Source organism: Phenylobacterium sp. (assembly GCF_025351295.1).
In the GTDB taxonomy this organism is placed as follows: Bacteria; Pseudomonadota; Alphaproteobacteria; order Caulobacterales; family Caulobacteraceae; genus Phenylobacterium.
Genome location: NZ_JANXWD010000053.1, coordinates 1 through 24,040, shown reverse-complemented (window position 1 = coordinate 24,040; position 24,040 = coordinate 1). Strand labels below are relative to the sequence as shown.

General features: G+C 71.8%; 20 protein-coding genes. 10 read left to right on the top strand and 10 right to left on the bottom strand.

Features of this window, described 5'->3' with window-relative positions:
- Positions 1-6: 6 nt before the first annotated feature.
- Positions 7-1,185, top strand: a complete 1,179-nt coding sequence (locus Q0R13_RS08280) for a Gfo/Idh/MocA family oxidoreductase (protein WP_293902220.1) — start codon at positions 7-9, stop codon at positions 1,183-1,185.
- Here Q0R13_RS08280 and Q0R13_RS08275 read toward each other — a convergent pair.
- Both Q0R13_RS08275 and epmA read right to left on the bottom strand, forming a co-directional pair.
- Entirely contained in the window at positions 1,146-1,901 is a 756-nt protein-coding gene (locus tag Q0R13_RS08275) for a PIG-L family deacetylase (protein ID WP_293902217.1), read from the bottom strand. The genes Q0R13_RS08280 and Q0R13_RS08275 overlap by 40 nt on opposite strands.
- Before the next feature lie 248 nt (positions 1,902-2,149).
- Positions 2,150-3,163: an EF-P lysine aminoacylase EpmA gene (epmA, locus tag Q0R13_RS08270; RefSeq protein WP_293902214.1), complete on the bottom strand. Its 1,014-nt coding sequence runs from the start codon at positions 3,161-3,163 to the stop codon at positions 2,150-2,152.
- 123 nt (positions 3,164-3,286) lie between these two features.
- Here epmA and efp point away from each other — a divergent pair, with 123 nt between their 5' ends.
- Positions 3,287-3,853, top strand: a complete 567-nt coding sequence (efp, locus tag Q0R13_RS08265) for an elongation factor P (protein ID WP_293902211.1) — start codon at positions 3,287-3,289, stop codon at positions 3,851-3,853.
- Positions 3,854-4,083: 230 nt separating this feature from the next.
- On the opposite strand, the gene Q0R13_RS08260 is transcribed toward efp, so the two are convergent.
- Entirely contained in the window at positions 4,084-5,355 is a 1,272-nt protein-coding gene (locus tag Q0R13_RS08260) for a hypothetical protein (RefSeq protein WP_293902208.1), read from the bottom strand.
- Between the two features lie 204 nt (positions 5,356-5,559).
- Between Q0R13_RS08260 and Q0R13_RS08255 the strand changes: the two genes are divergently transcribed.
- Positions 5,560-8,817, top strand: a complete 3,258-nt coding sequence (locus Q0R13_RS08255; RefSeq protein ID WP_293902205.1) for a S41 family peptidase — start codon at positions 5,560-5,562, stop codon at positions 8,815-8,817.
- Between the two features lie 200 nt (positions 8,818-9,017).
- Here the strand turns inward: Q0R13_RS08255 and Q0R13_RS08250 are convergent, their stop codons facing one another.
- A complete protein-coding gene (locus Q0R13_RS08250) occupies positions 9,018-9,485 on the bottom strand; it encodes a response regulator (protein WP_293902202.1) in 468 nt (155 codons plus the stop codon).
- 131 nt (positions 9,486-9,616) lie between these two features.
- Positions 9,617-11,197 carry a TonB-dependent receptor plug domain-containing protein gene (locus Q0R13_RS08245; protein ID WP_293902200.1) on the bottom strand — a complete coding sequence of 527 codons (1,581 nt, stop codon included), beginning with the start codon at positions 11,195-11,197 and terminating at the stop codon, positions 9,617-9,619.
- A 212-nt stretch (positions 11,198-11,409) separates the two neighbouring features.
- Here Q0R13_RS08245 and Q0R13_RS08240 point away from each other — a divergent pair, with 212 nt between their 5' ends.
- Positions 11,410-11,754, top strand: coding sequence for a hypothetical protein (locus Q0R13_RS08240; protein ID WP_293902197.1), 345 nt, complete (start codon positions 11,410-11,412; stop codon positions 11,752-11,754).
- A 66-nt stretch (positions 11,755-11,820) separates the two neighbouring features.
- Positions 11,821-12,195, top strand: coding sequence for a response regulator (locus Q0R13_RS08235; protein WP_293902194.1), 375 nt, complete (start codon positions 11,821-11,823; stop codon positions 12,193-12,195).
- Positions 12,196-12,199: 4 nt separating this feature from the next.
- Here the strand turns inward: Q0R13_RS08235 and Q0R13_RS08230 are convergent, their stop codons facing one another.
- Complete coding sequence (locus tag Q0R13_RS08230; protein WP_293902191.1) at positions 12,200-12,895, bottom strand: response regulator transcription factor; 696 nt, start codon at positions 12,893-12,895, stop codon at positions 12,200-12,202.
- A 24-nt stretch (positions 12,896-12,919) separates the two neighbouring features.
- A complete protein-coding gene (locus Q0R13_RS08225) occupies positions 12,920-14,428 on the bottom strand; it encodes a DUF4118 domain-containing protein (protein WP_293902188.1) in 1,509 nt (502 codons plus the stop codon).
- Positions 14,429-14,549: 121 nt separating this feature from the next.
- Between Q0R13_RS08225 and Q0R13_RS08220 the strand changes: the two genes are divergently transcribed.
- On the top strand, positions 14,550-16,157 hold the full coding sequence (locus Q0R13_RS08220) for an amidase (RefSeq protein ID WP_293902185.1): 1,608 nt from the start codon (positions 14,550-14,552) through the stop codon (positions 16,155-16,157).
- A gap of 160 nt (positions 16,158-16,317) precedes the next feature.
- Here Q0R13_RS08220 and Q0R13_RS08215 read toward each other — a convergent pair whose 3' ends face one another.
- On the bottom strand, positions 16,318-17,565 hold the full coding sequence (locus Q0R13_RS08215; protein ID WP_293902182.1) for an MFS transporter: 1,248 nt from the start codon (positions 17,563-17,565) through the stop codon (positions 16,318-16,320).
- Positions 17,566-17,754: 189 nt separating this feature from the next.
- On the opposite strand from Q0R13_RS08215, the gene Q0R13_RS08210 reads away from it, so the two are divergent.
- From Q0R13_RS08210 to Q0R13_RS08200, 3 genes are all read left to right on the top strand, one after another.
- Entirely contained in the window at positions 17,755-19,086 is a 1,332-nt protein-coding gene (locus tag Q0R13_RS08210; protein ID WP_293902179.1) for an MFS transporter, read from the top strand.
- Between the two features lie 194 nt (positions 19,087-19,280).
- Positions 19,281-20,543 (top strand): glycosyltransferase, encoded by a 1,263-nt coding sequence (locus Q0R13_RS08205; RefSeq protein WP_293902176.1) that lies wholly within the window; start codon positions 19,281-19,283, stop codon positions 20,541-20,543.
- A 94-nt stretch (positions 20,544-20,637) separates the two neighbouring features.
- A complete protein-coding gene (locus tag Q0R13_RS08200) occupies positions 20,638-21,138 on the top strand; it encodes a GNAT family N-acetyltransferase (protein WP_293902173.1) in 501 nt (166 codons plus the stop codon).
- Here the strand turns inward: Q0R13_RS08200 and Q0R13_RS08195 are convergent.
- Both Q0R13_RS08195 and Q0R13_RS08190 read right to left on the bottom strand, forming a co-directional pair.
- Positions 21,113-22,342: an acyl-CoA dehydrogenase family protein gene (locus Q0R13_RS08195; protein ID WP_293902170.1), complete on the bottom strand. Its 1,230-nt coding sequence runs from the start codon at positions 22,340-22,342 to the stop codon at positions 21,113-21,115. The genes Q0R13_RS08200 and Q0R13_RS08195 overlap by 26 nt on opposite strands.
- Positions 22,342-23,454, bottom strand: a complete 1,113-nt coding sequence (locus tag Q0R13_RS08190; protein WP_293902167.1) for an acyl-CoA dehydrogenase family protein — start codon at positions 23,452-23,454, stop codon at positions 22,342-22,344. The genes Q0R13_RS08195 and Q0R13_RS08190 overlap by 1 nt, the downstream gene beginning before the upstream one ends.
- Before the next feature lie 103 nt (positions 23,455-23,557).
- On the opposite strand from Q0R13_RS08190, the gene Q0R13_RS22615 reads away from it, so the two are divergent.
- Positions 23,558-24,040 (top strand): DarT ssDNA thymidine ADP-ribosyltransferase family protein (locus tag Q0R13_RS22615; protein WP_366852609.1); only part of this gene is annotated, 483 nt, incomplete at its 3' end.

Below are 24,040 nucleotides of genomic sequence, written 5' to 3'. Positions count from 1 at the left end.
GGGCCCATGAAAACCTATCGCATCGGCGTCATCGGGCTGGGCCAGCGCATCGCCCATGTGCTGGCGGCCATGCAGGAGATGGGCTGGACCCTGGAGGTGGCGGGGCACGTGGACCCGGCCCCGGTCGGTGCGCCGATCCTGGCGCGGGCCGGCATCGCGCCCGGCCGCGCGTTCGAAACGCCGGCCGAGCTGATCGCGGCGGGCCCCTATGACCTGCTGATGGTCGGCACGCCCAACCACCTGCATTTTGAACACATCAACCTGGCGCTCGACACCGGCTGGCCGGTGTTCGCCGAGAAGCCGATCGTGCGCACCGCCGCCGAGACCTTGGCGCTGGCCGGACGCCTGGCGAAGGGCGGGACCCCGCCGCTGTTCATCGGCCTGGTCATGCGCTCCATGCCCATCGTGCGCGAGGTGATCGCCCGGGTGGATCGTGGCGACCTGGGCGAAATCATCTCCGTCGACGCCACCGAGCACCTGCCGCCGGAACACGGCGCCTACCTGGCCCGCAACTGGCGCCGTCGCGCCGAATGGGGCGGCTCCTACTTCCTCGACAAGGTGGTGCACGACTTCGACATCCTGGGCCGCATCGCCCAGGGCCGGGTGGCCCGGGTCGCCAGCTTCGGCGGCCGCCGGGTCTTCACCGCCGACCGCGCCGAGTTCGCGCCGCGCACCTGGAGCGACGGCGAGGCGGCCTATGGCGCGATGGACGGCGGCTGGATGGGGGCCAACGACGCCTTCCAGTCGGACATGGACGTCACCGACCACCAGACCGCGATCCTGGAATACGACAACCAGGTTCGCCTGACCTTCCACGCCAACAGCCACACCTCGCTGCCCGAGCGCCGCTGGTACGTGGCCGGGACGGAGGGGACGATGATCGCCGACCTGGCGCGCAACAAGCTGATGATCCGCCCGGCCTTGTCGCGGAAGAAGCCCGAGCGGATCGACTACGGCGGCGTCACCGCCGACGCCCACAACGGCGCGGACCAGGCCATGGCGGTCGATCTGCTCGCCGCGCTTGAGGGCGAGGCGGCGTTTCCGGTGACGCCGTTCGACTCGATGGAGGCCGGGCTGACGGTGATGGCCATCGACGAGGCCCTGGCGACCGGCGAGGTGCTGGACTGCCGCCCGATGTGGGCCCGCTACGATGCGGCCCGCAGCGCCTCGCCGATCAGGTCCTGAAGCCGGGGCGTCCGCGGATAGGGGGTGTTGCGGTACTGGCGGAACCCCTCGGCGTGGTCGCAGCCGAAGTCCTGGCCGCGCCGCTGCGACCAGGCGCGCATCGAGGCCAGATGGTCGGTGATGGCGTGTTGCCGGGCCACCCAGGCGTGCTGGCTCTCGTGCGCCGACAGCATGGCCGCCTTGGTCTCGAACACCGCGCCGGTGTCGACGCCGAAGTCGCCGGCGACCCAGTTCCCGTCCCGGTCGCGCCCGCCGATCGGGTCCATGAAATAGAGGTGCGGGATGGCGCCGAGCGGCGCCGCCGGGCCGGTCGCGTAGTTGGGCACGGAGGCGGCGAAACAGGCGTCGCGGGCCAGCAGGCTGATCGCCTCGTGGTCGGGATGATAGTCCACCGGCGAGCCGGTGAGCACGATGTCCGCCCGCGACCAGCGCACCAGCTCGGTGATTCGCCGGCGCGAAGGGTCGTCGTTGAACACGCCCAGGTCCGGCAGTTCGGCGCAGCGGTATTCGGCGCCGATCATCGCGGCGGCGGCGGCGGCCTCGGCCTTGCGGATGGTCCCGGTCGTGGCGAGGTCCGGCCCCGCCGAGCCGCACTCGCCAGCCGTGGCGGTGACGATCCGCAGCGTGTGCCCCTGCCCGGCCAGCAGCGCCAGGGTCCCCGCCCCCAGGTGCTCGATGTCGTCGGGATGGGCGTGGATCGCCAGGATGATCGCCATGGGCGGAAAGCTAACCGAGCCGGGGCGCGCCGGCCACCGCCGCCCCGCCGAAGACCGGCGAGACCTGTGTGTCCGGTGCGAAGAAGCCAATCCTTCCCCTTTGGGGGAAGTGGCCCGAATTGCAAAGCAAGAGGGTCGATGGGGGAAGTGTGCAGTCAGGTCGACCCCTTCCCCTATTGTCGCCCGCCTCCAGCTTTGGTGACATTTCCCCCAGGGGCGAAAGCGCATCTCTCCATGGCGGCCAGACCTTAAGCCACCGGCGTCCACAGCACCTGTTCGATCCGGCTGGCGCCGGTGGCCAGCATCACCAGCCGGTCGAAGCCCAGCGCGCCGCCGCTGGCCGGCGGCATCTGCGCCAGCGCCGCGAGGAAGTCGTCGTCGATGGGGTATCGCTCGCCGTAGAGGCGCTGTTTCTCGGCCATCTCGATCTCGAAGCGGCGGCGCTGTTCGATCGGATCGGTCAGTTCGCCGAAGCAGTTGGCCAGCTCCACGCCGCAGGCATAGAGCTCGAACCGCTCCGCCACCCGCGGGTCGCCGGGCTTCGGCCGCGCCAGGGCGGCCTCCGAGGTCGGATACTCGCAGAGGATGGTGACCCGGCCGTGGCCCAGGTTCGGCTCCACCTTCTCCACAATCACGCGTGAGAACACGTCGGCCCAGGTGTCGTCGACCGCCGTGCGGATGCCCTTCGCCCGGGCCTGCGCCGGAAGGTCGCCGAACAGGTCGAGGTCGGCGTAGCGGTCGAACGCCTCGGCCACCGTCAGCCGCTCCGGCTCGGCGAAGGGGTCGGCCTCGATACCGCGGTAGCTGAGGGTTCGCACCGCCGCCGCCTCGGCCGCGACCCCCAGCAGGGCCGCGCAGTCGGCCATCAGGGTCTCGTAGGGCGCGTGCGTCCGATACCACTCCAGCATGGTGAACTCGGGATGGTGCAGCGGCCCCCGCTCGCGGTTGCGCCACACCTTCGCCAGGGTGAAGATCGCCGTCTCGCCGGAGGCCAGCAGGGTCTTGCAGGCGAACTCCGGCGAGGTGTGCAGGTACATCGGCGTGGTCTCGCCCGCCGTGGTCAGCGCCTGGGTGGCGAAGGCGTGCAGGTGGGCCTCGTTGCCCGGCGAAACCTGCAGCGCCGCGGTCTCCACCTCGGTGATGTCCTGGCCATCGAACCAGCGCCGCACGGCGCGGGTGATCCGACCCCGGCGTTTCAGGAACGGCAGGCGGTCGGGGCGCCGCTCGGGCGCCCACCAGGGGGTCTCGACGGGATCGGGCAAGGGGTGCGACGCGTGAGGGGGTGGAGATTTCGGCGTCAATCGCTATAGGGGCGCCACAAGAATTTCATCAGCGGAATCGCTGCGGACCTCCCGCCGATCCCACCGCACCCCGAGGATCGCCACTTGAAAGTCATCGCCAGCTCGCTCCGCAGGGGCGCCGTCGTCGACATGGACGGCAAGCTCTACGTCGTCCTCACCGCCGAGAACATCCATCCCGGCAAGGGCACGCCGGTGACCCAGCTGAACATGCGGCGCATCTCGGACGGGGTGAAGGTTTCGGAGCGCTGGCGTACGACCGAGACGGTCGAGCGGGCCATCGTCGATGACCGCAACTACACCTTCCTCTACCAGGACGGCGAAGGGTTCCACTTCATGAACCCCGAGACCTACGACCAGCTGATCGCCTCGCCCGACATCATCGGCGACGCCGCGCCCTATCTGACGGACGGCTGCACGGTGACCCTCTCGACCCATGACGATGTGGCGATCGCCATCGAGTTGCCGCGCTTGGCCACCTTCGAGGTGGTCGAGACCGAGCCCTCCGTGAAGGGCCAGACGGCGTCGTCGTCCTACAAGCCCGCCATCCTCTCGAACGGCCTGCGCACGATGATCCCGCCCTATATCGGGCCCGGCACCAGGATCGTGATCCTGACCGAGGACGGCTCCTACCAGGAACGCGCCAAGGACTGAGGTCTCGCGGACTGGGATGGCGCTCAGCCGAAGATGGCGAAGAACCGGGAGGCTGACACGGAGGCCGCCCGGTTCTTCCCCCTTCATGCGCGTCCGAGAGCGTTGCACGACGCCAGGGACGGCGCGAAGTCCGTCGTTCACAACCCGAGGCCACAGGCTGGACCGCGCCGGGTCGCGGCGCGAATGGTCGTGCGGGGCAGATCGGGACTCTTCGGGACTCCGCCGCCGGTTCAGGCCTGAAGGGCGATCAGTTCCCGCAGCGACGGGAGGTAGATCAGGTCCGGCTCCTTGGCGCTCCGCGCCTCCGCCAGCCAGCGGCGGGCCTGCCCCGCGTCGCCCGCCAGGGCCCAGTAGTAGGCGGTCATCACCGCGCTGCCGCGACCACCCTTGCGACCCTCCGCCTCGGCTCGCGCCATGGCCGCGAACATGGCCTTGCGCCCGCCGCGATCGAAGGCGGCGTGGGCCGTCCGCAGGGCCGCGACACGCGGTGAATCGCTGCGCAGAGCGGCCTCGATCTCGGAGTCGCGCAGGAACCCGGCCGCGTCGCCGGCGGTGAGCGCGATCAGGGCCGCGGTGCGGTGCACGGAGATCGACTGCGGATAGACCTCGGCCAGCTGGCGGATGTCGCGCGTCGCGCCGGCGACGTCGCCGGCCGTCGCCCGCGCCCCGGCCTCCGCCGCCGACAGGGACACGTCGCCCGGCTCCAGCCTGCGCGCCGCCCGGAACTGGGCCAGGGCCTCGCGGTGCAGGCCCCGCGCACTCAGCGCATTGGCGTACCACTGCCGCGTCTGGATCGACTGCGGCTGGGCGTCCAGCGCCCGCTTGAACAGGTCCAGCGCGCCCGGGTCAGCCCGCCACCAGAACCGGATGAAGGCCAGTGCCCTGAGCGCATTGGCGGCCTTGGGATCGATGCGGATCGCCTCGCGGGCCGCGACCTCGGCGCGGTCATAGGCCTCGCCCTGCGGCATCACCCCGAACTCGCGCAGCAGCAGGTAGCAGTCGGCCAGCTTGGCGTAGCCTTCGGCCCGCTCCGGGTGGCGGCGGATCACCTCGGTCAGGTCGCGCACGGCGTTGGCCAGACCGGTCGGCGTGCGGCTGTCCCAGGCCAGCACCGCGCGCATGTAGAGCGCCTGCGCCGGCGGGTCGTCGGCATAGGCCTCGACGTCCGGCGAACCGCCCGGCTCGCGCGCGTGGCGCGGGCGCAGGAGGACGCCGGCGACGCCCGCCCCCACGAGCACGACCCCCGCCGTCGCGGCGATCGCCCACCGCCGGTCCGGGCGCGTCGGCGGGGCCTCGACGATCACCGCCTCGCCCGGCCCGCCCAGCCAGCGACGGAGTTCCGCGGTGTCGGCCCAGACGGCGGCGCGGCCGCCGCCCGGGATGCGGCGCACCGGCAGGCCGCGCGCGCCTTCCCAGCGCTTCACCGTGCGTTCGTCGCGGCCGAGGAAGGCGGCGATCGCCTTCCAGCCGTGCAGTCGTTCCACAGGTTCGACCCGAGCCATACGCACACCACCCCGTCGCCTGACCCTAACAAGCGTCGGAGGGTCCGGAAACGTCGTTCACCGAGCCCGCGAGGGTTGTGCAGCCAGGGAGCGAGGGTTGCGCAGCGGCGGGCGGGCGCGCCCCCGCGTCGGACGGTCGGCCCGGCTCTGGCGCACCGCGAGACCGCCGCTTACACAAGGCGTTTCTGTCCTTGGGGAGCGTCCATGTCCAAGCGTCGCGGCCTCGGCCGCATCCTGTTCGCCGCCGCGATCCTGCTGGCGGGTCACGCCGCCGCCGCGCCCCGCCCAACCCTGGCCGAGCCCTCGCTGTCGCCGGACGGCGCCGAGATCGCCTTCGTCTCCGGCGGCGACATCTGGACGGTCCCCGCCGCCGGCGGCGGGGCCAGCCTGCTGGTCACCGACCCGGCCACCGAGGGCCGGCCGTTCTATTCGCCCGACGGCCGCGAACTGGCCTTCACCTCCACCCGCGACGGGGCAGCCAACATCTATGTCCTGACGCTCGCCACCGGCCGGTTGCGCCGCCTCACCTATGCCGACGCCGGCGAACAGCTCGACGGCTGGTCGCGGGACGGCCGGTGGCTCTACTTCGCCTCGGCGGCCAACGACATCGCCCGCCAGAACGACATCTGGCGCATCCCCGCCGCCGGCGGCACGCCGCTGGAGGTCAGCCGCGAGCGCTACCTCAACGAGTTCAACAGCGCGCCCTCGCCGGACGGCCAGTCCATCGCCCTGATGGCCAAGGGCGTGTCCAGCGCCCAGTGGTGGCGACGCGGGCATTCGCACCTGGATGAGGCCGAGCTCTGGCTGAAGCCGATCGCCGCCAACGCCCCCTACCGCAAGCTGCTCGGCGCCACGTCCAAGCGCCTGTGGCCCATGTGGCGCCCGGACGGCCGCGCGCTCTACTTCATGAGCGACGAGAGCGGGGCGGAGAACATCTGGCGGCTGTCGCTGGACCCCGGCGCCAAGCCCGAACCGGTCACCCGGTTCACCGACGGCCGGGTGCTGTTCCCCGCCATCGGCTACGACGGCCGCGCCATCGTCTTCGAGCGCGAGTTCGAGATCTGGACGCTGGACCCGGCCACCGGCGTCGCGGCCAGGGTCCCCATCACCCTGCGCGGCGCCCCGGCCGGGGCCGGCGAGCGGCGGCTGACCGAGACGACCTTCCGCAGCATGGCGGTCTCGCCGGACGGCCGCAAGGTGGCGGTGATCGCCCACGGCGAGGTCTTCGCCGCCCCCGCCAAGGACGGCGGCCAGGCCCTGCGGATCACCGAGACGGACGGGGCCGAGGGCGACCTGGCCTGGTCGCCGGACAGCCGCCGGCTGGCCTATGTCTCGGAACGCGGCCGCACCCGCCAGGTGATGGAATACGACTTCACCACCCAGAAGGAGGCCCCGCTCACCGCCGCCACCGACGTCGACGCCGGCCCGGTCTATTCGCCCGACGGCAGGATGCTGGCCTACGTGCACGGCCGCAATGAGTTGCACGTGGCCACCCTGGCCGAGGCCGGCCGGCCCGGGCGCGACGCGGTGATCTTCAGCGGCGCGCTCGACCGCAACGACGCCAGCCGCGTCGCCTGGTCGCCGGACGGCAAGTGGCTGGCCTTCGGGGTGACCGACCGCAAGTCGTTCCGCAACGTCTGGGTGGTCCCGGCCATCGGCGGCGAGGCCCGGCCGGTGAGCTTCCTGGCCAACGGCGCCGCCGCCGACCGGATCGCCTGGTCGCCGGACGGCAAGTACCTGGTCTTCGACACCGCCCAGCGCAGCGAGGACAGCCACATGGTCCGCGTCGACCTGCTGCCGCACACGCCCAAGTACCGCGAGGACGACTTCCGCGACCTGTTCAAGGGCCCCGGCGCGCTCCCGCTGAAGACCGACAGCCCCGAGCCGGCCCCCGCCGCCAAGCCTGCCGCCTCCGAGGGCGAGGCCAGGTCGGCGGACGAGACCAAACCCATCCCCCGCCTCCGGGTCGAGCCGGTGCGCATCGTCTTCGACGGCATCCGCGAGCGGGCCACCTTCATCCCGCTGGGCGGCTCGGCGGAGGCGCCGTCGATCAGCCCGGACGGCAAGACCCTGGTCTACCGGGTCCGCTCCGGCGACCAGCAGAACCTGTTCAGCTACACCCTGGACGAACTGGCCCGCGAGCCGGCGCCGCAGCAGCTCACCGGCGGGCGGCGCGGCAAGCGCGACTACGCCTTCAGCCCGGATTCCAAGTCGCTCTACTACCTCGATGGCGGGCGGGTCAGCGTGACTCCGATCGACACCCCCAAGCCGCGCATCGTCGAGGTGTCAGCCGACCTGGTGGTCCGCTTCGAGACCGAGAAGCAGGTGGTGTTCGACGAGGCCTGGTCCACCCTGGACCGCGCCTTCTACGACCCGAAGTTCCACGGCCAGGACTGGACGGCGCTTCGCGCGCGGTTCGAGCCGTTCGCCCAGGGCGCTCAGACCTCCGACGAGCTGCGCCGGGTGATCAACCTGATGATCGGCGAGCTCAACGCCTCGCACTCCGGCATCAACCGCCCCGCCGACGGCTTCGGGTCCGCGCCGCCGTCCCGGGTCGGCGACCTGGGCCTGCGCTTCGACCGCGAGGCCTATGAGGCCGGGCGCGGCCTGGTGGTGCGCGAGGTGATCGACCTGGGGCCCGCCGCCATCGAGGGTTCGATCAGGCCGGGCGACGTGCTCACCGCCGTCGACGGCAAGCGCGCGGGTCCGGGCGTGAACCTGGACGCCCTGCTGCTGGACCGCGCCGGCAAGCGCACCGTGCTCACGCTCACCACCGGCGGCGCGGCCCGCGAGGCGGTCGTGCGCCCGGTCTCGCCCTCGGTGGCCGCGGGACTGCTCTACCGCGACTGGGTCAACGACCGCCGCGCCTATGTGGAAAAGCTGAGCGGCGGCCGGCTGGGCTATGTCCACATCCTGGACATGAGCGCCGACGCCCTGAACCAGCTCTACATCGACCTCGACGCCCAGAACCAGGGCCGCGACGGCGTGGTCATCGACCTGCGCAATAACAACGGCGGGTTCGTCAACGGCTACGTCCTGGACGTGTTCTCGCGGCGCAACTTCCTGACCATGACGCCGCGCGGCCTGTTCGGGGTGCCCAGCCGGCAGAACCTGGGCCAGCGCGCCCTGGGCGCACCGACCATCCTGGTGACCAACGAGAGCTCGCTGTCCGACGCAGAGGACTTCACCGAGGGCTACCGCGCCCTGGGCCTGGGCAAGGTGGTGGGCGTGCCGACCGCCGGCTGGATCATCTACACCGGCGGCCAGACCCTGATCGACGGCTCGGCGCTCCGCGTCCCGTTCATCCGCATCGACGGCGCCGACGGCAAGGAGATGGAGCTGAACCCGCGGCCCGTGGACGTCACGGTCGAGCGCCAGCTGGGCGAGACCCTGGCCGGCCGGGACAGCCAGCTGGACGTCGCGGTGGCCGAGCTGCTGAAGGGCCTGCCGGCAAGGCGGTAGTTACGCCGCGCGGCCGAATCCCTTGCCGCCGCGCCGCTGCCGGCGAGCCCTGTCCGCAGCCTTCGCCTCGAGCAGTTTCCCCGCGACCTGCAGGAGCGCGGACATGCTGAGCGGCTTCGTCATGATCGCGTCGGCGCCCAGAAGCTACGCCGTGTGCAGCACTTCCATGCCGCACATGAAGCCGCCGCCGGAGATGGCGATCACCGCCGGGATGTGGACGTACTCGCTGGATTGCGGAGCGGGGTCGCGGGCGGCCGGCAGGGCTTGGTGCGGCGGCCTCGGACCAGTTCGCCGTCCAGCTCCTCCAGCAGCCGCCCGACGATTTCAGCGACCGCCGACATGCTCAGCGGCTTCAGGAATGCAGCGTCCGCGCCGCAATTCATGGCCCGGCGCAGGGCCTCGGCGCCGCCAAACCGGCCGCCGCCTGAGACCGCAACGACCTTGCGCGGATAGTGGCGCGCCTTGAGCATCGCGACGAGGTCGATCGAAACGACCTGTGGCGTGGAGATGTCGACGATCACGAGGTCGGCGGGCGCTTCGTCTAGGAGACGGACGCCCCGACCGCTGTCCTCGGCCATCCGGACCTCGTAGCCCAGACGGGTCAGGGTCGAGGCGATCACCGCCCGGACGCAACGGTCGTCGTCGATCACCAGCACGTTCAACAGCATGGCGCGCCTCCCGATTCAGGACCGGATCGCGTCGCCCATCGAGGACTGCGCATGTCCGGTCGATCTCTAGCCAATCACACCGGGCCGCGGCTTTCATGTTGGGGCGAGCCCCTACGGAGGATGACGGATGGCTAATGCCAAACCCGCCCGTGGCCCTGGATCAGGGGGTCCAGAGCGACCGGATCGCGTCGCGCAGCCGTCATCACCGGGTTGAACCGGTTGAAGCGGTAGCTCCCGTCCAGCGACCCCGGCCCGCCGCCCGGCGTCAGCGCGTCGCGGTTCCGGATGCGGTCGGCGTCGTAGCGGCCGGACAGCGTCACGTTCAGGCCGGCCGCCAGTTCCAGGGTGTCGGTGGCATAGAGGCTGGCGGTGCGCGTGCGGCCGGTGACGTCGACGCGGGCGTCCTGGGCGGTCTCCGAGGCCTGGCTGCCGTCGGCGAAGGCGCCCGGCCCGCTGACCCCGATCACCCCCCGGTCCGGCGTCAGATAGCCGAACTGCGAGGACTGGCGGAAATGCGCGTGGCTCTGGTTGTAGGCGCCGCCCACGGTGAGCTGGTTGTCCCGCCCGGCGAGCCGCGACCGGTAGGTCGCCTGGACCGCGGCGCCCGCCTCATGCTGGCGGGTCTCGGTGCGGTTGATCAGGCCGTCGCATGTCGCGTTCGGCTCGGTGTTCAGCAGCGCCCCGGCGATGCAGCGCAAGGACGGGAACGGGGTATTGGCCGCCGTCTCCCCCGCGTCCGGCTGGTAGACGTCCTCCGTCAGAGCGTCGTCGTTGATGTCGCCGTTGTAGGTGTGGGTCTCGATCCGCCGCCAATCGGCATTGCCGGAGACCGACAGCGCCGGCGACAGCTGATGCTCGAAGGTGAAGTTCACCAGGCCGGAGCGGTTCTGGGTGATGTCCGGCTTGGTGTAGACGCTGCTCCGGTCGCGGGCCAGGAAGCGCTGTTCCTGCAGGCCGGCGCCGTTCAGGTCGGTGTTGGCGTAGGCGCCGCTGAGCGCAAGGTTCGTGCCCGCCCCGCGCCAGCCCAGCTTGCCGAACAGCTGCGCGGCGTTCGACGGCGAGGCGTCGCGCCAGCCGCCGTCCTTGAACCCGGTCCCGGTGAGATACCAGTTCACCCCATTGCCGGCTGCGCCGCCGGTCTCGGCCTCCAGCAGGCGGCGGTGGTAGGACCCATAGCCCAGCTGCGCCATCGACCCCGGCGCGCTCAGCCCGTCCTTGGTGCGGACCGACAGCGCCCCGCCCAGGGTGTTGAGGCCGAACAACGGATTCGAGCCGGGCATCAGGGCGATGCTGGCGATGGCCTGGCGCGGGATCAGATCCCAGCTCACCACGTCGCCGAACGGCTGGTTGACCGGCATCCCGTCCACATAGACCGACAGGCCTTGCGGCGTGCCCAGCAGCGGCGAGGCCGTGTAGCCGCGGTAATTCAGGTCCGGCTGCAGCGGGTTGTTCTGGATGTCGTTGACATAGACCCCGGCCAGCTTGCGGGTCATGAACGCGGTCAGGTCCAGGGCATGGCTGCGCGCGATGCCGTCGGCGGTCGCGGTCTGCACCGGGGCGGCGATCTTGTCCTTGTCGAGGCCGCCACCGATCGGCGTCGCGCCGACCACCGTCACAGGTGCGACGTCAGTCGACGAGATCTGGGCCTGGCAGACACCCGCGACCGCCGCGAGCCCGCCTGCCACCGCCGCCGCCCATCGCCAACCCTGCATTCCGATTTCCCCGCGAAGCCGTTGTTCTTTCGGCGGAGTCTAGCACCGTGCTTCGAGCCGGATCCTGAGATTGGACCCCTGAGTCGCCGTTCGAGCGCGTCGGCTCGCCTCCTGGGTGAAGGCGCTACGACAGCTTGACCATAGTTCCTATACCAGTCCCGAGATAAGCGCCGCGGGCCCGCACAGGCCACGCCAAGCGGGTGGGGTAGGACATGAGCCAGCTCAAAAGCGCCGTCGGGGGACGGCTCTCCAGGGCGACGCTCGCCCGCGTGGAGCCGGCGCATGACGCGCCGCCCGCCGAGCGGGTCGTCGTCGTCGATTGCCTGGGGACCGCCTGGCGCGTCCACGCGGCGCATATGGAGCCGCTCAGGTTCCGCACCGCCGCCGAGGCCGAGAAGGCCGGCCGCAGCGTGGCCACCAACCTGACCCTGATGGGATTCGACACCCGGCTGGACACCCACGACGACGCCGGCGGGCTGGTGAGGACGATGCGCTACTTCGGCGACCGCGAGGCCCGCGACCTGCACCGGACGCGCCGGAGACATCTCGACAGCTGAGGCCTTGCGCCAAGGGCACGCGAATTCTAGCATTGCGTGCAAAATACAAGTGTCGGGTGAGTTTCAGTGCAAGAGTTCGGCGGACACGTCCTCATCATCGAGGACGAGCCAGTGATAGCACTTGAGCTGGAACTGCTGCTCGGGGACCTCGGGTTCCGCAGCTTCGACATCGCCGACTGTCCGCTGGATGCCCTGGCCTGCGCCAGGGCGCATCGCCCGGCCCTGATCACCGCCGACTATCGCATCCTCTCCGGCACCGGGGTCGAGGCGGTGGCGCTGATCACCGCCGAGATGGGCGAGGTCCCGGTGGTCTACGTCACCGGCAACCCGGACCTGCTCCCGGCGCTGGGCGGCAATGCGGTGGTCGACAAGCCCATCTCCCCCACCGCCCTGGCCGCTGCCTGCGCCAGGGCCAGCAGCCGGCCGGGCCTGGACGGCTGACGCCTCACGCCGCCGGCAGGTCGGCCAGCCGGTAGCCGATGCCCGGCTCGCTGCGGATCAGCGGCCCGTCCGCCGGCTCCTCCAGCCGCCGGCGCAGCTGGCCCACATAGACCCGCAGGTACTGCACGTCGGTCCGCTCCGACCCCCAGACCGCCTTCAGCAGGTCCGCATGCGCCACGGGGCGCCCGAGGTTCAGCGCCAGCTCGCTCAGCAGGTCGTACTCCTTGGGCGACAGGGCAATCTCGCGCCCGCCCCGCGTCACGCGGCGCCGGCCCAGATCGACCGTGAGGTCCGCGGTGCGCACCACCGGCGCCGATCCGCGCGCCTGCACCGCGTGCCGCAGCCCGGCCCGTAGCCGCGCCAGCAACTCCTCGACCCCGAACGGCTTGGGCACATAGTCGTCGGCGCCCAGGTCCAGCGCCTGCACCTTCATCGCCTCGGCGCTCCGGGCCGACAGCACCACGATCGGGGTCGCCGCCGTCGCCCGGATGTCGGCGATCACCGTGAGCCCGTCGCGGTCCGGCAGCCCCAGGTCCAGCAGCACGATATCCGGCGCATAGTGGGCGAACCAGCGCAGCCCCTCCGACGCCGTGCGGGCCAGCACGGGCCGATAGCCGGCCGCCTTCAGGGTCGCGACCAGGGCGACGCCCAGGCTCAGGTCGTCCTCCACCACCAACACCGTGGCCGGGTCCCCGCTCATGCGGCCCTCGTCATGCGGCCCTCGTCACGCGGCCGGCGCGATCAGACGCACCCGCGCGCCGACCCCGTCCTCGCGGTTGCCGGCCTCGATGCGTCCGCCCATGGCGGTCATGAACCCGCGCGCGATGGAGAGCCCCAGGCCCAGGCCGGGCGGCCGTCCGTCGCCCGCCACGCCGCGCGTGAAGCGCCCGAACAGCGGCTCCACGGCGCCGGCGAAGCCCGGTCCCTCGTCCTCCACCTCGATCCAGCCGTGGTCGCCGTCGCCGCCGGTGCGGATCAGCACCCGCGAGCCCTCCGGCCCATAGCGGCCGGCGTTTTCCAGCACCTTGGCGAGCGCGCTCTCGAACAGCCCGGCGTCCACCCGCAGCGACCGCGCGCCGCCGCCGGCCTCGGTTTCCACCCGCCGGCCGGCCAGGGCCGGCGCGGCCTGGTCCAGGGCCGCGGCGATCAGGTCCGCCGCAGCCCGCGGCCCCGCCTGGGGTCTCACTGCCCCGGCATCCAGCCGGTTGGTGTCCAGCAGGTCCTCGACCAGCCGGCCCAGCCGCGCGGTCTCGGTCTCGGCCAGCGCCAGCAGCTGCGCTCGCGTCGCCGCGTCGTGCTCGGCCTCGAAGGTCCGGAGGCTCTGCAGGCTGAACAGCACGCTCGACAGCGGGGTCTTCAGGTCGTGCGACACGGCGGCCAGCAGATCGCCCTTCAGCCGCTCGCCGGCCATCTCCACGCGGGCCTCCAGCACCTCGGCGGCCAGGGCCTCGCGGTCCAGGGCCACGGCCAGATAGGCGCCCACCACCTCGACCAGCCGCTCGGGCTGGGCCGGCCGGCCGGTCTCGCCGCCGGAGATCGCCACCCCCAGCACCGCGCCCTGCCGCCGGCGCGTCACCACCGGCCAGAAGTCGAAGGCCGCCTCGCTCACCGGATAGGCGCCGCCCCGAGTCGGCAGGCGGCTGGCCAGCGCCCAGCGCGCCGCCTCCCGGTCCGCCCCGGCCAGGGCCGCCCCGCCGGCCAGGGCCAAGGGCTCCAGCGTCCCCGGCTCGACACTCTCCGGCCCCTCGGCCAGCACCACCGCCGGCGCCCCGAACAGCCGCGCCAGGGCCTCGGCGCAGGCCAGCGCGACGGCCTCGCGGTCGGCCGCCCCCATCAGGGTCCGCGCCAGTTCCTGCACCGCGCCGGCCTGGTCGGCCCCCGCCTGGGCCGCCAGCGCGCGCCGCCTCGACTGCGCCGCCACCCCGCTGGCGATCGCCCCCACCAGCGTCAGCAGCCCCAGCGCCCAGGCGTTGGCGGGGTCGGCCACCCGGAAGGTGTAGAGCGGCGGCACCAGGAAGAAGTTGTAGGCCGCGACCCCGGACACCGCGGCGGTCAGGGCCGGCCCCCAGCCGAACGCCACCGCGGCCACCACCACCGGCAGCACGAACACCAGCGACAGGTTGGCCACGCCGGCCTGCTCGCGCAACGCCATCGCCAGCACGGTCGCCCCCGCGACCATGGCCAGCGCCAGGCCATAGCCGCCCAGCCGGCGCGCCTCGGAGATCTTGGTCATGGCGGCCTCCTTCCGCGTGTCCGCCCTAGGAAGAGGCCTGCCCGGAGCCTAGCGCAAGGCGCCCTGGCGCGCCGACGCCGACGCGCTACAACTCATGGTCCGCAGTTCGGGGGTTTGCAGCATGATCCGGTCCGTCGCCCTCGCCCTGGCGCTCGCCTGCGCCGCCGCCACGGGCGCCAGCGCGCAGCCAAGGGCCCAGGCGCTCAGCCCCTACGCCTCGGCCGGCGAACAGCAGGCGGCGATGACCGACGGGCGGGTGACCTCCGAGCAGCTGGTCCAGGCCTACCTCCTGCGCATCGACCGGATCGACAGGTCCGGCCCCAAGCTGAACGCGGTGATCGCGCTCAACGCCCACGCCCTGGCCGACGCCCGCAAGCTGGACGCCGAGCGCCGGGCCGGCCATCTGCGCGGCCCGCTGCACGGCGTGCCGATCCTGCTGAAGGACAACATCGAGTCGCAGGACGGCACGGCCACCACGGCCGGCTCCCTGGCCCTGGCCGCCAACGTGCCGCAGCGCGACGCGCCGCTGGTGCGCCGGCTGACCGACGCCGGGGCGGTGATCCTGGGCAAGACCAACCTCTCCGAGTGGGCCAATTTCCGCTCCACGCGGTCGATCAGCGGCTGGAGCGCAGTGGGCGGGCTGGTGCGCAATCCCTACGGCCTGGACCGCTCGTCCTGCGGCTCCAGCGCCGGCTCCGGCGCGGCGGTGGCGGCGGGGCTGGCGGCGGTCGCCATCGGCACCGAGACCGACGGCTCGGTCACCTGCCCGGCGGCGCTGAACGGGGTGGTGGGGCTGAAGCCGACCGTGGGCCTGGTGTCGCGCACCTACATCGTGCCGATCTCCGCCGAGCAGGACACCGCCGGGCCGATGACCCGCACCGTGGCCGACGCCGCCGCCCTGCTCACCGTCATGGCCGGCAGCGATCCGCTGGACCCGGCCACCAAGGACGCCGACGCCAAAAAGTCCAACTACCTTGCCGCGCTCAACCGCGGGGCGCTGAAGGGCGCGCGACTCGGCGTCTGGGCGCCCAACAAGGGCCGCTCGCCGCAGGCTGACGCAATCTTCGAGGCGGCGCTGAAATCGCTCCGCGACCAGGGCGCGGTGCTGGTGGAGATCAAGGGGCCGGACGAGGCCGCCCAGTCGAAGATCGGCGACCTGGAGGGCGAGTGCCTGCGCATCGAGTTCAAGGCCGCCATCGACGCCTACCTGGCCTCGACGCCCGCGGCGGTGAAGGCCCGCACGCTCGACGACCTGATCGCCTTCGACAAGGCCGAGGGCCGCGAGATGCCGCTGTTCGCCCAGGAGATCTTCGAGGACTCGGCCAAGAAGCCGCCGCTCACCGATCCCGGCTACCTGGCCAAGCGCGCCCAGGCCCGGACGATGGCGCGCGCGGCGCTGGACAAGATGCTGGCCGACAACCAGCTGGACGCCATCGTCGCGCCCGGCGGCGGCCCCACCGGCATCGTCGACCCGGTGAACGGCACCCGGCTGGCCGGCGCGCCGTCCAGCCTGCCGGCGGTCTCCGGCTATCCGCACCTCGTGGTGCCGGCCGGCTATGTCACCGGCCTGCCGGTGGCCCTCTCGTTCATCGGTCCGGCCTGGTCGGAGGCCAGGCTGCTGGCGCTGGGCTACGCCTTCGAACAGGCCACCCTCGCCCGCCACGAACCGACCTTCCCCCAATCCGTCGCCGAACGCCCCGAAATCGCCGAAGCCTACGACCCGAGGTAGGGCCAAGCGCACCGCCCAGCGCGCCGCAGGCGCTGTATCTTCAACCACTGAAAACACTGAAAACAGTGAAAGGGCGTTTGATCGAGGCGCCGCAGCCTCTACGACTTTCAGTGTTTTCAGTGGTCGAATCTTACTGCGCTGACGCGCCGCGAAGCGAGGGTCACGACCCGCGGTAGGGCGCCCAGTCGATGGGGGCGACCTTCGGGATCATCGCCAGCCAGCCGAACACCCCCACCAGGGCGATCCCGGCGGAGACGGCGAAGGCCGCGCCGAAGCCGCCGGTGCGGTCCACCAGCACCCCGGTGATCACCGGCCCGACGATGCCGGCGATATTGCCGAGCCCGTTCTGGAACCCGATCCACTTGCCGCCGGCGTGCGGCCCGGCCAGGGTCTGGCCGATCGAGTACATCGTCGGCCCCACGATCCCGAACCCCCACGCCGCAAAATAGAGCGCGATCAGCGACGTCTGCGCGTCGCCCGCGGCGCCGATCACCAGGGCGGCGGCCACCAGCACCAGGCCCGCGGCCGCCCAGGTCTTGCGAACCGTCGTCACCGAGCGACCCGCGGCGATCAGCCGGTCGGCCAGCCAGCCCATGCTGAACGAACTGGCGGCATAGGTGATGTAGATCAGCCCGCCGGTGGTCGCCATCTCGGCCATGCTGTAGCCGCGCGCCTTGACCAGATAGACCGGCAGCCAGGTGATCACGAAGTAGAAGGCGTAGTTGTTGGCGAAGTGGCCCAGGCCCGCGCCCCAGGCCTCGCGGCGACGGCAGATGGCCCCGAAAGACGGCGCCGCCTGGTCCCGGGTCGGCGTGGGCCGCGGCGCTCCGCGCGCCGCCAGGGCCCAGGGGACCAGCCACAGCAGCGAGGCCGAGCCGAACATCAGGAACGCCGGCCGCCAGCCGTACTTGGCCATCACCAGCCCGCCGACGAAGGTGCCGAACGCCGGCCCCAGCGCCGTGCCCATGCCGACCAGCCCGTTGGCGGCCCCGCGCTGATGCTCCGGCAGGTTGCCGCCGATGACCTGGCCCGCGCAGGGGAACACCGCCGTCTCCCCCAGTCCCAGCAGGATGCGCAGGCCGATCAGGGCCGCGAACCCGGTCACCAGCCCGGAGGCAACCGTCGCCAGCGACCAGACCGCGACGCCCAGCGCCAGGGTCCGGTAGGGATTGACCCGGTCGGCCATCCAGCCGGCCAGCAGCTGGCCCGGCGTGTAGCTCCAGAAGAAGGCCGAGACGATCAGCCCGAACTGCGCCGCCGACAGGTGCAGCTCGTCCTTGATCAGCGGCCCCGCCGTGGCGAGGTTGCCGCGGTCCACGTAGTTGATGAACACCGCGAGCGCCAGTAGCGGCACGACCGCCACGCCCAGGCGGGTTCGCAGCGGTGCGTCGGCGGCGATGGCGGTCATAGGTCCCTCCCCCAAGGATCTTCAGCTCCGGCGGGCGAACCGTCCGGGCGCCGCCTCAGGCAGGGCCAGGACCGCGCCGAACACGATGGCGCCTTCGATGCCGCGGCGCCAGTCCGTCCGCGAGCGCTGGCGACAGCGCGCGGATCGGCCCTATGCTCGCGCGATCACGGACGCCGGGGGGATCCATCCATGACCATCGCCGCGACGACCGAGCCGCCCGCGCCGCCCGCGCCGCCCGCGCCGATGTCCGCCGCCCAGCGGCTGCGGTTCCTGATCTACGGCGGCGTGCTGATGACCCTGGTGCAGTTCGCCGTGCCCTATGAGGGGCTGATCGGCCTGCCGGTGGTGTTCTTCCTGAAGAACAAGCTGCACCTGTCGGCCAACGGGGTGGCGACCTTCAACCTCATCGCCTCGATCCCGCTGTTCGTGGGCTTCGGTTTCGGCTTCCTGCGCGACACCTGGAGCCCGTTCGGCCGGGGCGACCGCGCCCACCTGCTGGTGTTCGGCCTGGCCACCGCGGCCGCCTATGGCGCGATGGTGCTGTTCAAGCCGACCTACATGGTGCTGCTGCTGGGCGTCGTGGGGGCGACCGTCACCATCCAGATGGTCTGGAGCGCGGGGCGCGGCGCCACCTCGGCCATCGGCCAGGAAGAGGCGATGACCGGCCAGGTCAGCGTGATCGGCAACCTGGCCTTCGCCGTTCCCAGTCTCGCCGCCTATTTCCTGGGCGGCGCGCTCAGCGGCTATCTGGAAAGCCGTGACGCGGTCGCCGCGGCGCGGACCCTGTTCGCGGTCGGCGGCGGGCTGATGCTGCTGGTCGCGCTTATGGGCGCGCTCGGCCCGAGGCGGCTGCTCGACGTCCACCACGCCAAGACCCGCGAGCACTCGGTGGCCGCCGACATCCTGCGCCTGCTGCGCCACAGGCCGCTCTATCCGATCATGGCGATCCAGCTGATGTGGCAGTTCGGGCCGGCAGTGGGCGTGGTGATGCCGTTCCACCTGGCCAACGACCTGCACGCCACCGACGCCCAGGTCGGGGCCTGGTTCGGGATCTTCTTCGGCTCCTTCGCGCCGGTCTATGTGGTCTATGCCTGGCTCTGCCGCCGGGTGCGGCTGAACACCTTGCTGTGGATCGGCACGGTGCTGGCCGTCGCCCAGATGACCCCGATGCTGTTCGCCCGCACGCCGCAGGAGGCGCTGATCGCCGCCGCTGTGATGGGGGCGATCGGCGGGCTGGGCCAGGCCGCCTACACCGACCTCGCCATCCGCGCCTGCCCGCCCGGCCTGCAGGGCACAATGATCATGATGTTCATCGCCATGTACTATGTCTCCCTGCGCTTCGGGGACCTGTTCGGGGCCTACCTGTTCGACAAGCAGGGCGGCTTCCACACCGCCCTCTACGCCAGCATGGGCGTCTACGCCCTGATCCTGCCCATGCTGCTGCTGTTGCCGCGCAGCCTGACCAACACCCTCGACGGCGAGGTCGCTCCGGCGCCCGTCGCCGGGGTCAATCCCGCCTGACGCTGCAACCTCAGCCGCCCCCGCGGGTTATCGGCCACGCCCTTTGGCTGTGTCCGCAGGATGTCATGGGAATCAGCCACCGTGGCGCGGGCGTAACCTCCGGGCCTTGAAAGCGCCGTCGTGGGCGACGAAATCCAGTCCCGGCCGCGCCCGCCGCCGCCGCCAGCCGCTTCCGCGAACGGAGATCGAGCCCCGTGTTCGACGCCACCGCCCCGACCCCGGCCAAACCGACGGAGACCAACCCGACCCAGGCCAACCCGACGCCCGCCAACCTGATCCGCCTCGACCCGGCCACCGCCTCGGCCCTGACCGAGCCGGCCGGCGCCGGCTTCCACCTGATCGACACCACCATGATGTACGCGCCCCAGTCCGGCGGCGTGAAGCGCTACCTGTCGGCCAAGCGCGCCTGGCTGGGCCGGCGGCGGCCGGACATCCGCCACACCCTGGTGGTCCCCGGCGCCCGCACCGAGGCGCACGGCGAGGGCCTGGTCACCGTCGCGGCCGCCCGCCTGCCGTTCGGCAACGGCTACCGCATGCCGGCCAGCCTGACCCGGTGGGAGACGGTGCTGCGGATGCTGGAGCCGGATGTCATCGAGGCCGGCGACGTCTTCGTGCCCGGCCACGCAGCGCTCTATGCCGGTGACAGCCTCGGCGTCCCCGTGGTCGGGTTCTGCCACACCGACGCCGCGGCCCTGGCGGCCCTGCACTTCGGCGAGTGGGCCGAGGCGCCGACCTTCAATTTCTGGGCCCAGGCCTACCAGCGCTTCGATCATGTGGTCGCCCCCAGCCGGCACATGGCCGCCCGCCTCGCCGACGCCGGGGTCCACCGCCTGTCGATCCAGCAGCTCGGCGTCGACACCGCGCTGTTCAACCCGGCCCGCGGCGACCGCGCCCGGCTGATCCGCAGGCTGGGCGCGCCCGCCGACACCCGCCTGCTGGTGTTCGCCGGCCGCCCGGCGCGGGAGAAGAACATCGACGCGATGGTGGCCGCCGTCGAACGGCTGGGCGCGCCCTACAAGCTGCTGCTGGTCGGGGCCGGCAAGGACACCACCTGGTCGCCGAACGTCATCAGCCTGGACTTCGAGCGCGACCCCGTGCGGCTGGCCGCGCTGCTCGCCTCCTGCGACGCCGCCCTGCACGCCAACGAGAACGAGATCTTCGGCCTGTTCGTCCTGGAGGCCATGGCCGCCGGCCTGCCGGTGGTGGGCTCGCGCCGCGGCGGCGTCGGCGAACTGATCGACCGCACCGTCGGCCAGCCCGCCGAGAACGTCGAGCCCTCCGGCCTGGCCGAGGCCATCGAGGCGCTGTTCGCCCGCGACATGGCGGAGGTCTCCCGCGCCGCGCGCCGCCGCGCCCAGACCCGCCACGGCTGGGACGCTACTTTCGAGGCGCTGGCCCGCCTCTACGCCCAGCTCATCGCCGGCCGCGCCCGCGAGCAACTGCCGCTCACCGCCTAGAGCGCGTCAGGCGAAAGTGGATCCCGGTTTCGCCGCCCGACGCGCTCTAATTCAAAGAGTTAGAGCCTTTGTGGCGTCGCAAGCATCCCGGCGCATGACCGAGCCCTTCGCCGTTGTCGCCGTCAGGTCCGCCGCCGACCTCGCGGCGGTCGCCCGGCTGTTCGAGTCCTACGCCGCCGCCCTGGACGTGGACCTGGCCTATCAGGGCTTCGACGCCGAGTTGGCCGGCCTGCCGGGCGCCTATGCCCCGCCGGGCGGCGAGCTGCTGCTGGCGCGCAACGCCCGGGGCGAGGCGCTGGGCTGCGTCGCGCTGCGGCCCCTGGCGCCGGGCGTCTGCGAGATGAAGCGGCTGTACGTCGCGCCCGGCGGACGCGGGACGGGCCTGGGCCGCGCTCTGGTGCAGGCCATGGTCCGGGCCGCCGCGACGCTCAGCTATCGCGAGCTGCGCCTCGACACCCTGCCCACGATGGCGGAGGCCATCGCCCTCTACCGGACGATGGGCTTCGTCCCGACCGCGCCCTACTACGACACCGCTCCGGACGGCACGATCTTCCTCGCCCGCGCGCTCTCTACCGCCCGGTCGGCAGGTCCTTGAAGGCCACGTCCTTGTCCACCCGGATGTCGCCGGGCAGGCCGAGGACGCGTTCGGCGATGATGTTCTTCAGGATCTCGTCCGTCCCGCCGGCGATCCGCAGGCCGGGCGCGAACATCACCGAGCTGTGGAACGCGCCCTTCATCGGGGCCAGCGCCGGGTCGTCGATGATCCCGTACTGGTCCAGCATCTCGATCGCCGCATTGCCCAGCTCCTGCATCTGCACCGCCGAGATGATCTTGCCGATCGAGCTCTCCGGCCCCGGCGTCTGGCCGCGGCTGAGCGCGGTCATGGTGCGGTTGCGGGTGTGCTTGAGGCCCTCGGCCTGGACGTACCAGTCGGCCAGCTTCTCGCGCAGCGCCTGGTCCTTCAGCGCCGGGGCGCCGTCCAGCCCGGGGATCGAGCGCGCCGCCTCCATGAACTCGGCCCAGCCCGCGCCGGACGCCCCGCCCACCGCCAGCCGCTCGTTCATCAGGGTGACCAGGATGACCTTCCAGCCGTCGTTCACCGCCCCCAGCCGCTGGCTGTCCTTCACCCGCACGCCGGTGAAGAACACCTCGTTGAACCCGGAGCCGCCGGACATCTGGTGGATCGGCCGCACCTCGATGCCCGGATCGCCCATGTCGACCCAGAACATGGTCAGGCCCTTGTGCTTGGGCGCGTCGGGGTCGGTGCGGGTGACGACGATGCCGAAGTTCGAGAACTGCGCCCCCGTCGTCCACACCTTCTGGCCGTCGATGATCCAGTCGCCGGATCCGTCGTCGGCGCGCACCGCCCGGGTCCGCGCCGCCGCCACGTCCGAGCCGCCGGAGGGCTCGGAGAACAGCTGGCACCAGATCTCCTCGCCGCGCAGCGCGGGCCCCACGAACCGCGCCTTGGTGTCAGCGTCAGCGAAGGTGGCCACGGTGGGCACGCACATGCCGAGTCCGATCTGGAACGGGTTCGGCGGGATCGGGTGGCGCGCCTCCTCCTGGTTGAAGATCACCTGCTGGATCGGGTTGCCGCCCTGCCCGCCCCATTCCTTGGGCCAGGTGATGCAGGCATAGCCGGCGGCCGCCTTCTTGGCCTGCCAGGCGCGGGACGCCGGCATGTAGTCGGCGTCGCCCTCGGTGTCGCCGGCCACGTGGCGGGTCGGCGCATTGGCCTCCAGCCAGGCCTTGGCCTGGGCGCGGTAGGCGGCTTCGTCGGGGGTGTCGTTGAAGTCCATCAGGCGGCGTTCCTGCGTTCGAGGTGGCTGACCAGCCGTTCCTTCCAGACCCGGGGCGCCCCGGCCACCAGGCCCAGCTGGCGCGAGCGGCGATAGTAGAGGTGGGCGTCGATCTCCCAGGTGAAGCCGATGCCGCCGTGGGTCTGGATGTTCTCCTTGGCCGCGAACCAGAAGGCCTCGCTGGCGGCGATCCGCGCCGCGCTGGCCGCCACCGGCAGCTCCGCGGCGTTGGTGTTGAGCGCCCAGGCCCCGTAGTAGGCGTTTGACCGCGCCAGCTCGTTCTTGACGTAGATGTCCGCCAGCTTGTGCTTGATCGCCTGGTACGACGCGATCACCCGGCCGAAGGCGTAACGCTCCAACGCATAGGCCTTGGCCATCTCCAGGCAGCGGTCGGCCCCGCCGCACTGCTCGAAGGCCAGCAGCACCGCCGCCCGGTCCATCACCTGCTCCAGCAGCACGAAGCCCTCGCCGGCCGCCCCCAGCCGCTCGGCCGGCGCGCCGGCGAACGTCAGCTTCGCCGCGTCGCGGGTCGGGTCCAGGGTCTGCAGCGCCTCGCGGGTCACCCCCGCCGACAGGTCGACCAGGAACAGCCCCGGCTGGCCGTTCTCCTTGGCCAGCACGACGGCGTGGGTGGCGATGTCGCCGTCGGTCACCGGCAGCTTGGTCCCCGACAGCTTGCCGCCGGCCACGCTGGCCTGCAGGCTGGAGGCGCTCACCGTCCCCGGCCCCTCCGAGGTCGCCACGCACCCGATCACTTCGCCCGCCGCGATCCTCGGCAGCAGCGCCGCCTTCTGCGCGTCCGACCCGGCCAGCATCACCGCCTCGGCTAGGAAGTACACGGTCGACGCGAACGGGATCGGCGCCACCGCGCGGCCCAGCTCCTCGGCGATCACGCACAGCTCCAGGCGCCCCAGCCCCAGCCCGCCGTGTTCCTCCGGGATCGCCGCCCCCAGCCAGCCCTGCTCGGCCACGCCCTTCCACAGCCCCGCGTCATAGGCCTTGGCGTCATCGTCGAGCACCTTGCGCACCGCAGCGGCGGAACAGTTGGCGTCGAGGAACTTCCGCGCCACGTCCTTCAGCGACTTCTGGTCGTCGGAGAAATCGAAATTCATCTGCCCCTGTCCTGCCGGCCCTGGCCGGTCCGGGTTGCTTCCGCCCCCAGCATTGCGCGCAGGCGGGCATCAAGAAAAGCGTGACCTCGCGTCAGCGGGACGCGTGAGCGCGGGGTCGCCGGACAAAGTCGGCGAATATGTACCGTTCTATTTTTGTTCACGTTCAGTTATGCTGTATGTCGTCAGCCAGGCGAATGATCCCGACCTGACCTATCGTGGTGGCCAAGGCCCCATCGTTCACTTGGAGGCAGACCTGCACACCGTGGTTGCCAGGGCAGACGCGGCGCAGCGGCGCTGGGCTGTGTCCCTGTCCAACGCCGGCAGCGCCTACGCCCAGTTCCGGACCGGACTGGTGGCGCTGGAGGAGATTGGTTGGGACCGTGGAGGCCGTGCTCCGCCAGCTGGCCGGGCTGGACCTGACGGCTGGCGCGGCATGTGCACGCCTGCGCCATGGCCACCGACGATCCGCACGAGGTCGCCGATCAAAAGCGCTCTTGGCCTGCTTGGGCTTGTTGGAGCTGCACTGCTCGGAAACACAAAGTGGGCATGGTTGGGCGGGCTGTTTGCGGGCGGTTGCGCGTTTGTG

Excerpts from the sequence above, each read along its gene's own strand:
- Q0R13_RS08280 (WP_293902220.1), top strand. The coding sequence starts at position 7 with ATGAAAACCTATCGCATCGGCGTCATCGGGCTGGGCCAGCGCATCGCC.
- Q0R13_RS08275 (WP_293902217.1), bottom strand. The coding sequence starts at position 1,901 with ATGGCGATCATCCTGGCGATCCACGCCCATCCCGACGACATCGAGCAC.
- Q0R13_RS08260 (WP_293902208.1), bottom strand. The coding sequence starts at position 5,355 with ATGGCTCGGGTCGAACCTGTGGAACGACTGCACGGCTGGAAGGCGATC.
- Q0R13_RS08255 (WP_293902205.1), top strand. The coding sequence starts at position 5,560 with ATGTCCAAGCGTCGCGGCCTCGGCCGCATCCTGTTCGCCGCCGCGATC.
- Q0R13_RS08250 (WP_293902202.1), bottom strand. The coding sequence starts at position 9,485 with ATGCTGTTGAACGTGCTGGTGATCGACGACGACCGTTGCGTCCGGGCG.
- Q0R13_RS08245 (WP_293902200.1), bottom strand. The coding sequence starts at position 11,197 with ATGCAGGGTTGGCGATGGGCGGCGGCGGTGGCAGGCGGGCTCGCGGCG.
- Q0R13_RS08240 (WP_293902197.1), top strand. The coding sequence starts at position 11,410 with ATGAGCCAGCTCAAAAGCGCCGTCGGGGGACGGCTCTCCAGGGCGACG.
- Q0R13_RS08230 (WP_293902191.1), bottom strand. The coding sequence starts at position 12,895 with ATGAGCGGGGACCCGGCCACGGTGTTGGTGGTGGAGGACGACCTGAGC.
- Q0R13_RS08225 (WP_293902188.1), bottom strand. The coding sequence starts at position 14,428 with ATGACCAAGATCTCCGAGGCGCGCCGGCTGGGCGGCTATGGCCTGGCG.
- Q0R13_RS08220 (WP_293902185.1), top strand. The coding sequence starts at position 14,550 with ATGATCCGGTCCGTCGCCCTCGCCCTGGCGCTCGCCTGCGCCGCCGCC.
- Q0R13_RS08215 (WP_293902182.1), bottom strand. The coding sequence starts at position 17,565 with ATGACCGCCATCGCCGCCGACGCACCGCTGCGAACCCGCCTGGGCGTG.
- Q0R13_RS08210 (WP_293902179.1), top strand. The coding sequence starts at position 17,755 with ATGACCATCGCCGCGACGACCGAGCCGCCCGCGCCGCCCGCGCCGCCC.
- Q0R13_RS08200 (WP_293902173.1), top strand. The coding sequence starts at position 20,638 with ATGACCGAGCCCTTCGCCGTTGTCGCCGTCAGGTCCGCCGCCGACCTC.
- Q0R13_RS08195 (WP_293902170.1), bottom strand. The coding sequence starts at position 22,342 with ATGGACTTCAACGACACCCCCGACGAAGCCGCCTACCGCGCCCAGGCC.
- Q0R13_RS08190 (WP_293902167.1), bottom strand. The coding sequence starts at position 23,454 with ATGAATTTCGATTTCTCCGACGACCAGAAGTCGCTGAAGGACGTGGCG.